Origin of the sequence: Bradyrhizobium sp. AUGA SZCCT0222 (assembly GCF_018130205.1) — a bacterium.
GTDB lineage: Bacteria > Pseudomonadota > Alphaproteobacteria > Rhizobiales > Xanthobacteraceae > Bradyrhizobium.
The window spans coordinates 36,167-50,979 of record NZ_JAFCLX010000016.1 but is presented as its reverse complement, the minus strand read 5'-3'; the positions used below and the strand labels follow the sequence as shown (position 1 = coordinate 50,979).

9 protein-coding genes are annotated in these 14,813 nt (G+C 61.6%); 2 read left to right on the top strand and 7 right to left on the bottom strand.

Going from position 1 to position 14,813, the window contains the following annotated elements; translation table 11 throughout:
- Nucleotides 1-17 precede the first annotated feature (17 nt).
- From JQ629_RS16295 to JQ629_RS16275, 5 genes are all read right to left on the bottom strand, one after another.
- Nucleotides 18-1,904, bottom strand: a complete 1,887-nt coding sequence (locus tag JQ629_RS16295) for an adenylate/guanylate cyclase domain-containing protein (protein ID WP_212413535.1) — start codon at nt 1,902-1,904, stop codon at nt 18-20.
- Nucleotides 1,905-2,298: 394 nt separating this feature from the next.
- Nucleotides 2,299-4,134 (bottom strand): cache domain-containing protein, encoded by a 1,836-nt coding sequence (locus tag JQ629_RS16290; RefSeq protein ID WP_249135091.1) that lies wholly within the window; start codon nt 4,132-4,134, stop codon nt 2,299-2,301.
- 34 nt (nt 4,135-4,168) lie between these two features.
- A complete protein-coding gene (locus tag JQ629_RS16285; protein ID WP_212413534.1) occupies nt 4,169-5,140 on the bottom strand; it encodes an ABC transporter substrate-binding protein in 972 nt (323 codons plus the stop codon).
- Nucleotides 5,141-5,282: 142 nt separating this feature from the next.
- Nucleotides 5,283-6,089: a tetratricopeptide repeat protein gene (locus JQ629_RS16280; protein ID WP_249135090.1), complete on the bottom strand. Its 807-nt coding sequence runs from the start codon at nt 6,087-6,089 to the stop codon at nt 5,283-5,285.
- Nucleotides 6,090-6,187: 98 nt separating this feature from the next.
- Nucleotides 6,188-6,841: a FecR family protein gene (locus JQ629_RS16275; protein ID WP_212413532.1), complete on the bottom strand. Its 654-nt coding sequence runs from the start codon at nt 6,839-6,841 to the stop codon at nt 6,188-6,190.
- Nucleotides 6,842-7,321: 480 nt separating this feature from the next.
- On the opposite strand from JQ629_RS16275, the gene JQ629_RS16270 reads away from it, so the two are divergent.
- On the top strand, nt 7,322-10,099 hold the full coding sequence (locus JQ629_RS16270) for a VCBS domain-containing protein (RefSeq protein WP_212413531.1): 2,778 nt from the start codon (nt 7,322-7,324) through the stop codon (nt 10,097-10,099).
- A gap of 185 nt (nt 10,100-10,284) precedes the next feature.
- Here the strand turns inward: JQ629_RS16270 and JQ629_RS16265 are convergent, their stop codons facing one another.
- Both JQ629_RS16265 and JQ629_RS16260 read right to left on the bottom strand, forming a co-directional pair.
- Complete coding sequence (locus JQ629_RS16265) at nt 10,285-10,443, bottom strand: hypothetical protein (RefSeq protein ID WP_212264765.1); 159 nt, start codon at nt 10,441-10,443, stop codon at nt 10,285-10,287.
- Between the two features lie 503 nt (nt 10,444-10,946).
- Nucleotides 10,947-12,236 (bottom strand): extracellular solute-binding protein, encoded by a 1,290-nt coding sequence (locus tag JQ629_RS16260; RefSeq protein ID WP_249135089.1) that lies wholly within the window; start codon nt 12,234-12,236, stop codon nt 10,947-10,949.
- Between the two features lie 338 nt (nt 12,237-12,574).
- Here JQ629_RS16260 and JQ629_RS16255 point away from each other — a divergent pair, with 338 nt between their 5' ends.
- The gene (locus tag JQ629_RS16255; protein ID WP_212413529.1) at nt 12,575-14,776 is read left to right on the top strand and encodes a PAS domain S-box protein; all 2,202 of its coding nucleotides are present in this window, start codon (nt 12,575-12,577) and stop codon (nt 14,774-14,776) included.
- Nucleotides 14,777-14,813: the final 37 nt, after the last annotated feature.

Below are 14,813 nucleotides of genomic sequence, written 5' to 3'. Positions count from 1 at the left end.
ATACGGCGCATGGAATGCTACTTCAAGCCAGCCTTCCGCAGCCCTTCCAGCAACGCCGCCGTGGCTTTGAGCAGGGTCTCGGTTTGATATTGGTCGTCCTTATAGTATTCAGTGATCTTGTTAAGGTCGTATTTCTGCTTGCTGAACGACGTCTTCCTGAATGTCTCGAGCGCCTTTTTGGCGTCTGCATCTCTGTTTGTCAGAGCGTAGGCCGCGATCAACCACGCTTGGCTGAACCAAAGGTTCGGCCGCACGTTCACCGATTCTTCGAGCACCTCGATCGCCCTGGCATAGTCACCAACGACAAAATAGGCGCGCCCCTTGACCCAACGGAAAACCCCGAATGAAGGATCCTTCGGGCTGAGCTGAGCGGCTTGTTCGGAAAGCGGAATGGCTTCAGCAGGCTTTCCGACGAAGACCATCTCATTGGCGGCTTGGGCATAGGCTTTGGCGAGATTTGGGTTGAGCCTGATCGCCTCGTTGAACGAGTCCAGCGACGCCCTGTGATTGCCGCGCAACCGATTGACGAACCCGAGCGCGTAATGCGCGAGCGTGGTATTCGGATCAAGCTTTATCGCCCTATTGGCGGCCTCCTCTGCACGATCGACCTCAGGCTTGCCCGCACCATTCCAGGAATTGAGCACGTCCGAAGACAAAACGTTGGCAAGCAGACCCCAGAGTCGCGCGTTGTCCGGGTCAGCCTTGAGGCCTGCCTCCGCATGCTGTCGCGTTTCGAGCGATTTTTGCGGTGTTGGATAACCGGTATTTGCAGCCATTGCCTTCATCCTTTCATCCAGAGGGTTGCCGTCCGCTGCAAGTGTGCCGACCTCGTGTCGAACGCCCTGTTGCACCATCTCGTCATTCAGCGAGGCGGCAATTCGCAACAACATGCTGTCCTGCAGATCAAGCAGGCTACCGGTTTCGCGCTCGAAGCGATTGGCCCAAAGATTGGTGCCGCTTCTGGTGTCGATCAGTTGCGCATTCACTTGGACCATCGGCCCCTCGCGCCGGACACTACCTTCAAGCGCGTAGCGAACCTTGAGCTCCCGACCTATCTGGCGGGGGTCCGTTGACTTGCCCTTGTATGCGAACGCGGTACCGGAGGCGATCACCCAGGCACGCCGCAACCGCGAAAGCTCGGTCGTCAGGTCGTCAGTGATCGCATCGGCCAAATACTCATCGGCCGTGTTTCCGTCGACGTTCTTGAACGGTAATACAACGATCGTATTGGTACGGCCCGCCGCCTGATTTTGCTCCCGAAACACCAGAAACGAGGCGACGGAAGCGACGGCCAAAGCCACGATGCTGATGGCCGCAATCAACTTAACCCAGTTCGCAACAAGCAACGTAGCAAACGTCTCATGAATCCGTTCGTAGGCGACCTGGTAAGCGTGAATTGGATACGGAATGTTCTTCACGTTGCGAGCCCCGCGGTACGCGAAAAAGAACTCGGGCTGAGCGCGTGTCTGGTCATAGATGCTCTGGCTAACGCATACTGTCCCAGGCAAAGCCAGGGCCTCCAGCCGTGCCGCGATATTGACGCTGTTTCCATAAATGTCGCGATGATCGACGAGAACGTCGCCCGTGTTGATTCCGATCCGCAGCTGCATTTTCTCCGCATCGCCAGATTGGCGCTCGGCAAGTCCGCGCTGGATATCGAGGGCGCAGCGTACCGCGTCGACCGCGCTCCAAAACTCGACCAATAATCCGTCGCCCATGCTGCGCACGAGACGGCCCCCGTGCTTCTTGACTGTTGGAGCGATCAGTTCGCTAACATAAGTGGAAAAACGCGCATGCGTTTCATCCTCACTGCGGCTCATCATGCGGCTATAGCTGACGACATCGGCCAGCATCACAGCCATCAATCGCCGCTTCTGCCGCGCCGCAACCAGATCGATTCCCATCGGTGCCGTCTCCTTCGATCGGCGAAAGCCTCTCGGGTAGAGCCAGTCCGTTATTCGAAAGCTACCTTCGCAGAGCAGTTAGCCTGACCGCTTTTGTAAATGCACAGCGGATATCACCACGCCGTGCGCTGAAATGGGCATACAAAATAAACATTCCTCAGCTTGCCATCGCAAGGAGATCACACATCGGAAAACCCTGCACCGGGGCTGCCTTCCAACCGCGTCCATATGTATATGCGCATCAATAATGCTGGAAGAGTATGAAAGGCGTCACTACTCAGCAGGACAGTATCACTGTCATTTTTTCTCGCGTGAACAGCACAAGCTCGCCACGAATTCTTTGTCAAACCAACAACAGACCATCGTCTTTCATGATGCGGCGCCAAGATCGAATTCATCTCCCATCGGTCGAAGAGAGCTCCGGTACGGTTCTACCAAATCCCGTCCCGACGGATGGAACGCAGGCAGGCTGGCGCTGACAGCCAAGATGCCGGACGGATGGATCGCTACGAACGACGGCGAACACCTCGACAGCATGATCGTAACCCTTGATCAGTTGCTTTCCGATCGAGGCCAGCGGGATGCGATCCCTCACCTGTTCGGTGACAACAGGGTCGACCAGTATCTCGGCGTCGTCAGCCAGACTGCAAAGCCGTGATGCCAGGTTGACGACGTTTCCAATCGCCGTGTAGTCGACACGCCCGTGATAGCCGAGGGTGCCGACGGTCGCGGGTCCCATCGCGATGCCCACGCCGAAACCTACGGTGCAGCCACCGGCGGACCAGTTGTTGGCAAGGGATTGCACCGCAGTCTGCATGTCGATCGCAAGCCTGATGCCGCAATGCGCCGGGTCCTCGCAGGTGACCGGCGCGTTGACCAGAACCATCACGCCGTCACCGGCGAAGCGGATCAGGGTGGCGGCATGGCGTGCGGTGACGGCGCCAATGGCTTCATAATATTCCCTCAGCACGGCCAGAATGGCCTCAGGCTCGGCACGGGCGGTAAACGCGGTGAAGCCGCGCAGATCGCCGAAAATCGCAACTACGTCACGCCGCTGTCCATCCAGCAGCCGCGGATCGGAGTGTTCCACCAGTTCGGCGACCTGCGGGGCAAGGAATTGCTTCAGGCGATTGATGCGCTCGGATTTCTGCTGTGATGCCCCGAGCTCTCCCGCCATCTGGTTGAATCGGATCGCCAATTGCTCCAGTTCGTCACGGCTTTCGATCGCAATGCGATGATCGAGCTGTCCCATCCCGATCCGTTCTGCGCCTTCCTCGAGCTTGCGGATCGGCACCCACATGCGCGACGCCCGCCAATAGGCCAGCACGAGCGCAAAAACGGTTCCGATGGCGATGAACATCAGGGAACGCCACAGCGTCGCGCGCATGGATTCAAAGGCTTCCACGATCGGCTGCTGGGCAATCACGGTCCAACCCACATTCGCGGCCGGCACTGAAAGCGCGACGACGTCCCTCCCGTCATCATCCGTGGTGACGACCGCCGATCCGTTCGCAGCTGACACCACCGATTTGAGCCTGCTGAATTCGCCCGACCCGGCGCCACTGCGCAGCACGCGACTGATGTCGGGATGGGCAATCAGGCGCCCTGCGTCGTCGACGACAAGGGCGTGGCCGGTGTCGCCGATCTTGATCGCCGCGATGACATCCCAGATCAGTTTCAAATTGATGTCGGCAACGACGATTCCGGCGGCCGCGCGGTTTCCCGCGACGGCGATCCGCATGTAGGGTTCTGAATCGCGCTGATATCGCACAGGACCGTACCAGACCCGGTTCGCGCGCGCCCCCTCCACCGCGGGATCGGCCGACATATCCGCACCTCGACCGGTCCGGTTCAGACTCATCCTGGATACGAACACGCGTTCGGTGCCGGCCGGGTCAACCAGCGACACCGAAACGATCGCCGGCACCTGCTGCAGCAGCCGCAGCCCGTCGACCCTGCGCCGGTCGTCCTCGCCCTGGGTCCAGGGAAACTGCACGAGCCAGCCGAGCTGATCGCGTATGCCATCGGTAAAGGTCTGGATCCGGTCGGCTGCAGCGCGCGCCTCGATCTGAAGCACTTCATTGAGATGAATACGATGGTCGCGAAAGGCGAACCAGGCTTCGATCATGGAGCCAAGCGTGAGCGGCACCACCACTGCGACAAACAGTGTGATGAAGTATTTGACGAACAGGGAGCGGCGCGGCCGGGTCACGCTGATGGCGCCCGGCAACTGGAGCTCCAAGTCACGATGAGATGTGCCGGCCTCATTCGATCACCTTGTTGGCGCGAAACAGGATGGAGGATTTGTCCAGGTCAATGCCGAGTTGCTCAGCCGTCCTGAGATTGACGACCAGTTCGAATTTGGTGGGTTGCACAACGGGAAGCGTGGCGGGGCTTTCGCCGCGCAAGATCCGGTCGGCGTAGGTCGCAAGCGCGAAATAGGTCGCGCGCTGGTTCGCGCCATAGCTGATAAGCCCGCCCGCGTCGCAATACTCGCTCCATCCGAACATCGAAGGCAGCCGATGCTTGATGGCGAGCTGGGCGATCTTGGCGCGGTGCACCAGCGTGAGAACATCCGGAAAGACGAGCAACCCATCCGGATGCGCGTCGCCCACCAGTCCAAGCGCGTGGTCGAGTTCGTTCGCGCCGGCAAAGGGCACATAAAGCAGCGTGATGCCGAGTTGCCTGGCGGCGTCCTGGGTCGCGCGCCACTCCGACTGTTCTCCCGGATGAAGACTGTTCGAAAGTACCGCCAGGGTGCGCAGGCTCGGAAAGATTTCCTTCAGCAGTTCAACCCGCTTCCCCGCCACATCAAGCGACAGGAAGGTCGAGCCGGTGAAATTGCCGCCCGGTTCCCCGAGACTCTTGACGAGGCCGAGCGCCACCGGGTCGCCGCTCAGGGCAAACAGGACCGGAACATCCGTTACCTCCGTCAGCGCGCGGGTCGCGGGGCCGCTCGACACGGCAAGGTCGACATTGCCGCGCCGAACGTTCGATACCACCTCGCGCAGCGCCTGCGGATTGCCGGGCGCATAGTGCAATTCCAGGGCAACGTTCTTGCCCTCGACATAGCCCCGCGCGCGCAATCCTTCGCGGAACCCGTCGAGGAACGGGTCGGGCTGGGACCCGGTGGAAACCCAGAAAATGCGATAGACCCTTGTTGGATCATGAGCCAGTGCGGCGACCGGCCAAGCCATCGCAGCACCGACAAGCGTTATGAAATCTCTTCGTTTCATGCTGGCCACCATGGCCCAGACCGGCTTGCCAAGCTTCGAGCCGGCATTCAGATGAGCTGCAGATAACCTTGATTTTTCCCTTTTTTTGGGCGGCTCGGGGGTGCCGGGGCGTCCTCGGCCCGAGGTTCCAACTGCGTCGTCCCTACTCCACCCCATAGCGCGTGAAGTGATCGCCGATGCCGGCCTGGATGGTCCTGGCCGCCGAGATGTCGCTATCGCTGCCAGCCTTGTCGCCCTTCCTGAGCTTGGCAAGCCCGCGCCCATAGAGCGCGCTCGCCAGCTTCGGCTCTGTTCGCAGCGCAGAATCATAGTCATCGATCGCCGCATCGAGCTGGCCCATCTTCAGATGAACCAGCCCACGCGAGTCGAACGTTTCGGCATTGTCCGGTCCCGACTGAAGCGCCCGGTTACAGTCCGCCAGCGCGGTTTCCAACGGCCCGAGGACAGCCCGTGTCCAGCACCGCCCGCTCCATCCGGCTGCCAGATCGGGCTGAAGGCGAACCGCCTCGTCATAGTCCCGCGCCGCGCGGTCGTACGCGTGCTTCTTCAGGTAGATTCCCGCACGGTTGGCGAAGGCTCTGCCGTAGTTGGGATTGAGCTTGATCGCCTGATCGAGAGATTGGATGGCGAGATCGTATTCGCCCTTTTTCAGGTAAATTACACCCCGGTTGTTGAACGGCTTGGCATCGCCTGGATTAAGCTTGATCGCTTCATTGAAATTAGGGATGGCGCGGTCGTAGTCGCTCCTTGAGGCATAGGCATTGCCACGATTGTTATAGGCAACAGCCAAGGCTGCGGTCGTGAGTTGACCCGATCCGATAAGCGCCGTGCAAGCATTGATCCGACGCTCGAGCGACGCGCGATGCGAGCCGTTGCACAATTCGAGATTCCCGAGATAGCCATCCGGCTTCGGGTTCTGTGCCGCCGCCGGTGATCCGAACAGCAGCAAGGCGAGGATCGGCGCCAGGCCGAGGACAATGCGCCCGCTTGCGCTGGATTCCATGTCAGGCTTCCGATTTTGGAACGAGAGATCGGCGGTCGACCGCCCTAGCACCCCCGACAAATTTTCAGATTTGATCCGGGAGGCGTTGGTTCGGATGGCGCCGCCGCCGGTCTCCCCGGCTTTCGCGCGACCTTGCTCTTGCCCTCTTCAATGAGGGTGGAAAACTTGAATGTCCCATCGTCCGACATTTCGACGTGTGGTGTAGTTCCGCGAATCCCCATTGTCGCGACGGGGGTATCGACCTTCATATCGCCGGTCTTCGCGACCTGGCCGGCAACAAACGTGAAGGTTCCCTTGGTCAGACTGAGCAAGGTCTTGTTGGACTTCCCGTTTGGGTCATAGACGAACTCGCTCAAGGCCATGCGAGCGTTGCTCGACAGATTGAACGCGGTGCCATCCGTAAAGCTAATGCCGACCCGGCCGTCGGCGCCGGTCGCGACCACGTCGCCCTCATAGACGACATCACCGACCTTCGCCTGCCCGCCTTGAGCGTCGACACGAACCTGAATGACGGTCGCACCGGCACGTTCGATGGTGACCGAACCTGTCGCGACAACGACTTTTCCAATCGGTTTGGATGCGAGATCCTGAACCGCGGGCACTGCAGAATCGCGTTGCGCCTGAGCCGGACCCGGGAAAAATCCGGCTATCGCCAGAGCCAAGCCCGTCAGCAAAACGGTAATCGCATGGTTGCACATGATCGGCCCTTCCCGAGCAAAACCCGTTCGTGTGGCCACACCGGTTCCTTGAACCGCCGGCCAGGGCAACAATAGATGCAGTGTTGGATATATTATGCCGGGCCGGCCGCTCCGCGCCACCTCCCCCAAAAGGAGTACCCCCTTTGCGCCGCGGGCCTCCTGCAGACTTTCCTAATCTCTTCCACCGGATTGGGCTATTTTGGCACAGAAGATCTCGATGGTTAGTCTTTGGCTGACCGCGCCAAATGTTTTGACCCGATTACGCAACAGCGGCAGGCCGGGACGGAACTCATGTTCACAGGGTCCCACGCCGAAACCGGGGACGATCGAAACGCGGCAGCGGAGCGGCTTCCCCGCGTCATCGGCTATGTTCAGACGGAAGCCGGTAGCGGCCCCCCCGGCCAGCGGGCAAAGAGCGATTGCCCCCAAGCCGACAGGCCATTTCCTGGCATTTCGGGCCGCACTCACGCCCGGTTCGGCATGCTGTGGCTCACAGCGCTGACCTTCTCCATGATGAACGAAGCCGGAGCCGCGGACCCGAATGTCGTTTTCCTGGACGACGGCAGCATAACCTACAAGGATCTGGAGCACGGAACCTTCGAGCTTGTGACCAAGGAGCCTATCCCGCGGCACTTCTTCGTTGAGGATCCCGGCGAAACAATCGTCCTGCGCGCCGAAGGATCCTCGATCAATATCAGCCGGGTGACAAATTCCTCCTCGCGAATGGCGGAGTTGCAGGCAGCCCAGCAGGAAGCGCTCGCCACCCTTGCGAAAGGCATGGAGTCAACGGGGTCGAGCACACCTCCTTTGGTCGATCGGCTGCCGGTGCAACCGATCAATTTTATCGAGACTGACGTCCTCACCCCAGCGGGGGATTCGCTCCTGCCGCTGCCGGTGCCCAACTTCCCGGTCACCGAAATTATTACCGCAGCCATCCCGCCTGTCCCGCCGACGCTGAACGCCGTGGCAGGGCCGACCGAAATCGACACCTCGGCGTTTGACACCTTCACTGCGACGAGCGGCACTTTCGTCGCCAGCACTACCAACGGCGACACACTGACTTACGGCATCAGCGGCGGGACCGCCGGCGGCACGGTACTGGATGGGGAGACATTCGATGTCTCGCAGACGGGCCCCTATGGCACGCTTTACGTCAACAGCACGACCGGCGATTACACTTTCGTTCCGGACAGTCACGCGATCAATGCGCTGACCGAGCCCACGACCACGAGCTTCACCGTCACGGTGTCTGACGGCACGCTCGCAGCCAACCAGACCTTCACGATAGCCATCAACGGCGCCAACGACGCGGCCATCATTTCCGGTGCCGCGACCGGTTCAACGGTCGAGGCCAGTGGCGTCGCCAACCGCGCGCTGGGCATGCCGACCGTGACCGGCACGCTCACGAACACCGACGTCGACAATCCACACGATACCTTCACGGCGATCGAGACGCCCACTGCGAGCGCGGGCGGTTACGGCAACTTCGCCATAACGGCGAATGGCGTGTGGACCTACACGCTCGACGAGACCAACAGCGCGGTGCAGGCGCTCAATGTCGGCGGCACACTGACCGACACCTTCACCGTGACCACCGTCGACGGCACCGCCAAATTGGTCACGGTCACCATCCAGGGCGCCAACGACGCGGCGGTCATTTCCGGCGCCACGGCCGGCGCGGTGACCGAGGCGGGCAGCGCCGAGCGCGGCACGGCGAGCGCGACCGGCACGCTTACGGACACCGATGTCGACAACACGCCGAACAGCTTTACGCCGGTTGACTCGCAAACCGCGAGCGAGGGTGGCCACGGCAGCTACACGTTGACGGCGGGCGGCGTGTGGACCTACGCAGTCGACGATTGCGACCACGCGGTGCAGGCGCTCAACATCGGGGACACGCTGATCGACACCTTCACCGTGACCACCATCGACGGCACAGCGCAGGTGGTGACGGTCGCCATCCAGGGAACGAACGACGCGGCCATCATCTACGGCACCACAACCGGGTCGGTGACCGAGGCTGGTCACCATGAATACGGCAAGGCGACCGCGTGCGGCACGCTCACCGACACCGACGTCGACAATACGCCCAATACCTTTACGGCCGTCAGTGCGCCGACGGTGAGCGCGGGCGGCTATGGCACCTTCACCATGACGGCGGATGGCAAGTGGACCTACACGGTCGACGACAACAACGGCGCGGTGCAGGCGCTCAATAGCTGCGACACGCTTTGCGACAGCTTCACGGTCACAACCATCGACGGCACCCCCCAGGTGGTGAAGGTCACCATCCAGGGCGCCAACGACCCGGCCGTCATTTCCGGTACCACAGCCGGAAGCGTGATCGAGGCTGCCTGTCACGAATACGGCCAGCCGACTGCGTGCGGCACGCTCACCAACACCGACGTCGACAATACGCCCAGTACCTTTACGCCGGTTTGCTGGCCGGAAGCGAGCGCGGGCGGCTACGGCACCTTCACCATGACGGCGGCCGGCGTGTGGACCTACACGCTCGACAATTCGAACTGCACCGTGCAGGCGCTCAATAGCTGCGACACCCTTTGCGACAGCTTCACGGTCACAACCATCGACGGTACCGCCCAGGTGGTGAAGGTCACCATCCAGGGCGCCAACGACCCGGCCGTCATCTCCGGCACCACAGCCGGATGTGTGGTCGAGGCTGGTTGCGATGATCATGGTGACCCGGTCGCGTGCGGCACGCTCACGAGCACCGACGTCGACAATACGCCCAATACCTTCACGCCGGTTTGCTGGCCGGAGGCGAGCGCGGGCGGCTACGGCACCTTCACCATGACGGCGGCCGGCGTGTGGACCTACACGCTCGACAACGCCAACTGCACGGTCGAGGCGCTCAATAGCTGCGACACCCTTTGCGACAGCTTCTCGGTCACAACCATCGACGGCACAGCACAGGTGGTGAAGATCACTATTTACGGTACCAGCGACGGATTCGACTTCAAGGCGTCGGCCGCCGGCGACTCGTTCCAGTTCAACGACGAGATTTCCGGCTTTGGCGGTTCAAACGTCATCGATCCCCTTGATGTGGCCTTTGCCCAGGCGGCAATCAGCCAAAGCGAAGATGTCGCAGGAATCAACGGACCGCTGGCGACGTCGGCGGGAGCACAAATGCCTGCGCAATCGCTGTCAGGAAATCCCGCTGATGACAATTTCGGTTTCGCTCTGGAGCCGTTGGCGAGCGTCACCGCTTTTCATGCGCCGCACGACCTGATGGTGTGATGGCTTCCGAAACCGTGGCGTCAAGTCGTGCCGGAGATGCCGGCGATTCCCATCGAGGCGCGAGATAAACAGTCAGCAAACGCGGATCCCGTATATCGCTGCGCTGATGCAGGCTGCTTGCTGCGCGCCTTCCGAAGAAACCAGGCTTCTCCGAAAGGCGCTGCAGGACTTTTACTTGGTGGCTTTTACTTGGTGACCTTGTCGACCACCGCATCGATGCCCATGCGGATCGCGGTGCCGGTGGCGAAGGCAACCACGACGACCGGGATCCAGATGAATCCGCCCGAGACGGAGTCGAGTTCGGCAGCATTCAGTTCGCGCGCTTCAGTGTTCAGCTTGGTCATATCAGTCTCTCCCGTTGTCGGTGGAAGGACTGTCCCCGCCACTCGTAAGAGATTGATAATCCCGCGGCGCGACCGGCCGCTGTGTCGGACATCACACTCAAGTCGGTGCGTGGAATTGGTCGCCAGCGAAGGGCGCAACCTGCTTTGGCGCAAACGCCACAGAATCGTGAAGCCGCTATGGATTGCGGCGGTGCGGCCCGCGCATTACCTCGCGCTATACGGGTTTGCCTGGAGCAAATGTAATGCGCGCTGTTTTGGCCTTGGGCCTTTTGGTCGCCCTCTGTGCTTCTGCCAACGCCGCAAAGGTGCAGCACTCCAAACCGCATGCGGGCCATTCGCGCTCGGCCCAACCTGTTGCGGCCACCAAGGGCTATGCCGTTCCCGGTTGGACCGACGCACAGACGCGGTATTGGATGGACAGCTTTCACGGCGGAACGGATTGACGCCGAGCGGCACTATATTTTTTCCCGGCCGGGCGCCCGCAACCCAAGAAGCCGACCTGACTATCCGCGCATCACCGCATTGGCCTTCTCGGCGGCGGCGGTCATGGCAATCTTCGCCGATTTCGCTCCCGAGACGACTTCATTCACGCCGATCATGAAGGCGTCCATGATGGGTCTCGATTGCGGATGGAAAAGTATAGCCTTCGCGCGGTCGACGTCGGCATTTTGCAAGTTGGTCAGCGCCGCTGCGGCGGCCTGCGGGCCGAACGCCTTCTTGAACCCCTCGCTCGACCATGCCGACAGGCGTGTCGTCGCGAGCCCCGCCGCTGCGGTCTGCAGCGAGGTCGCCTTGCTTGTCGCCCACTGCAGGAACAGGAAAGCTGCCCGCTTGTTTCGCGATTTGGAATTGATGCACGCCTGCCAGTGCGACATGAAGGGCACGGATGCGTGCCCGGCAGCATGCGGAAAAGCTGCAAACTCAGCCTGCTTCGTCACGCGACTCTTGGCCGGGTTGGAGATGTCGGTCGCAAAGTTGCTGCTGTCGATGGCCATTGCCGTCCTTCCCTGCAGGAAGTCGTCCAATACGTGGTACCATTCATAACTGCCGACGCCGACCGGCCCGGCCTGGCTGAGCAGCTGTCCGAACATCTCGACGGCCGCGATCGCCTCCGGGCTCGCGAACGCGGCCTTGTTGTCCTTGACCATGTGCCCACCGTAAGAGAACACGAAGCTCATGGCCGGCACGGACGAATTGCCGCCGGCCTGCGCCCGCATGGCAATCCCGGACATCTCGTTGGTCTTGAGCGTCTTGGCGCCGGCAAGCAGTTCTTCGAAAGTCTGGGGAACCGGCAGGTTCTTGGCTGCCCGCGCATCGCCGTTGAGGAACAAGGTCACCGCCTCGGAGGTGATCGGGACGGCGTAACGTTCGCGGTCCGACCACAGCGGAAAGGCACGGGCGGTCTTGAGAAGGTCGCTCTCGTCGTACCAGCCGAGATCAGTCAGCGACTTGTCTGAATAATAGCCGTTCAGCGGCTCGAGCCATCCTGCCGCGATGCCCTGGCCATAGGTCGTCCACATGAAGACGTCGGGGGTGCTGCTGCCACGGTTGAGCTGGATCGGCAGTGCGCCCAGATACGCGGTCTCCAACCGGAAGTCGGTAGCGACGATGATACCGGTGAGCTTGGTGAAGTCCCACAAAAGCGGAGTGATCGCGTTCGACCAGGGATGGATTGCGCCCGCGAGCGTGATCGTCTGCCCCGCAAATTGCTTCCAATCAATCGCAGCCCTGGCATAGCTCGCGGCGGCATCCTCCGCAAAACCCCACCGCGGCAGCATGGCGAGGGCCGGCAATGTCGCCCCCGCCGCGCCCAATCCTTTGACGAAGCTCCGCCGGCTGGCCGAGCTTGGACTGCTCGGAAACTTTTCACCTGTAGCCAAGTAGTTTGGAGCCAAGTGGTTTGGAGCCGTGTGGTTTGGAGCCATGTGGTTGCTCCTGCCGGGGGATCTGCCTTCACAACAAGCGGTCGGGGCCTTACCCGTGACGTTTTGGCCCCTTGCGTGTAATCTGCACGGTGGAGCTTGCCGGTTCCCGTCGCATCCCGCGGACCGCGGTTATGTTTTCATTATACTAGCAATGTTCTGCGTCGGCATCAGAAAATAATCGCTCACGCGAGCATCGAAGCAGGCCAATGTCAGTCACTCTAAGCCAGTCCTCTCGGTGGTTTGCTCGTCCGCTGGCGCTGGTGGTCGCGGTTCTTCTAACTGTGGTTGTCGCGACCGGGTTTCTCGGCTTCAGATATTGGCAGGAGCGACAAGCGGCAGATCTATTGTTCGAGCGTGGTCGCCAGGTGCTCGAGACGCTGGATCGGCTGCGGACAGTCATCGCCGACGTGGAGGCCCAAAGGCGCGGGTATCTGCTGACTCTGGACCCCTCATATCTCAAGGCCTACGGCGTCTCCGACGAAAGCGTGCGCCGCGACGCCCACGCGCTCCAGGCTCTGGTAGCGAGCGATCCATTGCAGAACCATCGTGCGGGACATCTGGCGCTGACCGTTGCAGCAAAGCTGCGCGAGATCGATGACATCGTCAATACTGCCCGAACCAGCTCTGGGCCGGCAGCGCTGGCGATGATCCGCAGCCTGGACGAGATCCGGTCGCAAATCGACCAGATGGTGGACCACGAGCGCTTCCTGCGCGTGGATCAAGAGAGGCGCGCCAAGGCACTCGAACAGCGCAAAGCCTGGCTGATCGCTACGGCTGTCGTCGTTGTCGCGGTCCTGGCAGGGGCAGCGCTGGCGCTCGCACGGTTCGAAGCGAGGCGCCGGCGAAAAGCGACAGAGGAGAACGTCCAGCTCCAGAGCGAAATCGAAGAGCGTGACAGGAAGATCCGGCGCCTGGTCGACGCCAACATCATCGGGATCATCATCTGGGAAGTCGACGGGCGCATTCTTGAAGCCAATGACGAGTTTCTCCGCATGGTGGGATACGACCGGGAGGATCTCACCGCGGGCCGCCTGCACCGGACATCCCTGACACCGCCGGAATGGCGCGACCGCGACGCGCGTACCGTGGCAGAGCTGAAGCGGATCGGGACGGCCCAACCGTTCGAGAAAGCGTACTTGCGGAAGGACGGAAGCCGCGTCCACGTGCTGATCGGCGGGGCGATGTTCGAAGAAGGTACAAATCAAGGTGTTGGCTTTGTCCTCGATCTGACCGAGCGCAAGCGGGCGGAAGAGGCGCTGCGGCAAAGCGAGGAGCGCTTTCGCACCCTCGTGCAATTCTCCTTCGACGTGTACTGGGAGACCGACGCGCAGCATCGCTTTACTCACCAGGAGTTCGCCGAGAACCTTGCAGACGCGCCGGCGTGGACGAGGGGCGCCGAGATCGGGAAAACGCGCTGGGAGGTGCCTTACCTGGAACCCGACGCAGAGGCCTGGCGCAAGCACCGGCAGACGCTCGATGCGCACCTTCCGTTCCGTGATTTCGAGCTCGCGCGCCCTGTCCCCGACGGCAGCAAGCGTTACGTGTCCGTCTCGGGGCTGCCGATGTTTGACGAATCGGGGCGCTTCGTCGGCTACCGCGGCGTCGGGCGGCACATCACCGAACGCAAGCGGGCCGAAGAGGCCTTGCGCTCCGCGCAGGCGGAGCTCGCCCACGCCAATCGCGTCTCCACGCTGGGGCAGCTGACGGCCTCGGTCGCCCATGAAGTCAGCCAGCCGATCGCCGCGACCGTGCTCAACGCCCAGGCGGCCTTGCGCTGGCTAGCCGCTCAGCCACCGAACCTCGGCGAGGTTCGGCAGATCCTCGGTCAGATCGCGGGTGACGGCAAGCGTGCCGGCGACGTCATCGGCTGGATCCGGGCCCTCATCAAGAAAGCTCCGCCGCGGAAGGAGCGCCTGGAGATCAACCAGGCGATCCTCGAGGTCATAGCCCTGACCCGCGGCGAAGCAGTACAGAACGGCGTCTGGGTGCGGACGCAACTCGCAGATGGCTTGCCGCTCATTCAAGCGGATCGGGTCCAGCTGCAACAGGTGATCCTCAACTTGATCATCAACGCCATCGAAGCGATGAACGGCGCCAGCGAGGGGACGCGGGAGTTGCTGATCAGCACTGCCGCAGATGCCTCGAACGGCGTGCACGTCAGCTTGAGGGATACCGGTCCGGGACTGGATCCGGCGAGCCTTGAGCACCTCTTCGACGCATTCTTCACCACCAAATCCAGTGGCCTCGGCATGGGACTAAGCATCTGCCGTTCGATCATCGAAGCGCAAGGGGGACGGATTTGGGCCGACGCGAATAAACCTTGCGGCGCCGCCTTTCATTTCACCCTGCCCTTGAAACGAGAAGAGGTCGCTCCTGCCGAGCACGCGGGGCCGATGCCGGCGGTGTGAAATGCTGGTTCGGGGAGCAATCCATTTTGTGGACTCG

What these genes read in the sequence shown, in the direction of transcription:
- JQ629_RS16295 (WP_212413535.1), bottom strand. Translation starts at nt 1,904, where the DNA reads ATGGGAATCGATCTGGTTGCGGCGCGGCAGAAGCGGCGATTGATGGCT.
- JQ629_RS16285 (WP_212413534.1), bottom strand. Translation starts at nt 5,140, where the DNA reads ATGAAACGAAGAGATTTCATAACGCTTGTCGGTGCTGCGATGGCTTGG.
- JQ629_RS16275 (WP_212413532.1), bottom strand. Translation starts at nt 6,841, where the DNA reads ATGTGCAACCATGCGATTACCGTTTTGCTGACGGGCTTGGCTCTGGCG.
- JQ629_RS16270 (WP_212413531.1), top strand. Translation starts at nt 7,322, where the DNA reads ATGCTGTGGCTCACAGCGCTGACCTTCTCCATGATGAACGAAGCCGGA.
- JQ629_RS16265 (WP_212264765.1), bottom strand. Translation starts at nt 10,443, where the DNA reads ATGACCAAGCTGAACACTGAAGCGCGCGAACTGAATGCTGCCGAACTC.
- JQ629_RS16255 (WP_212413529.1), top strand. Translation starts at nt 12,575, where the DNA reads ATGTCAGTCACTCTAAGCCAGTCCTCTCGGTGGTTTGCTCGTCCGCTG.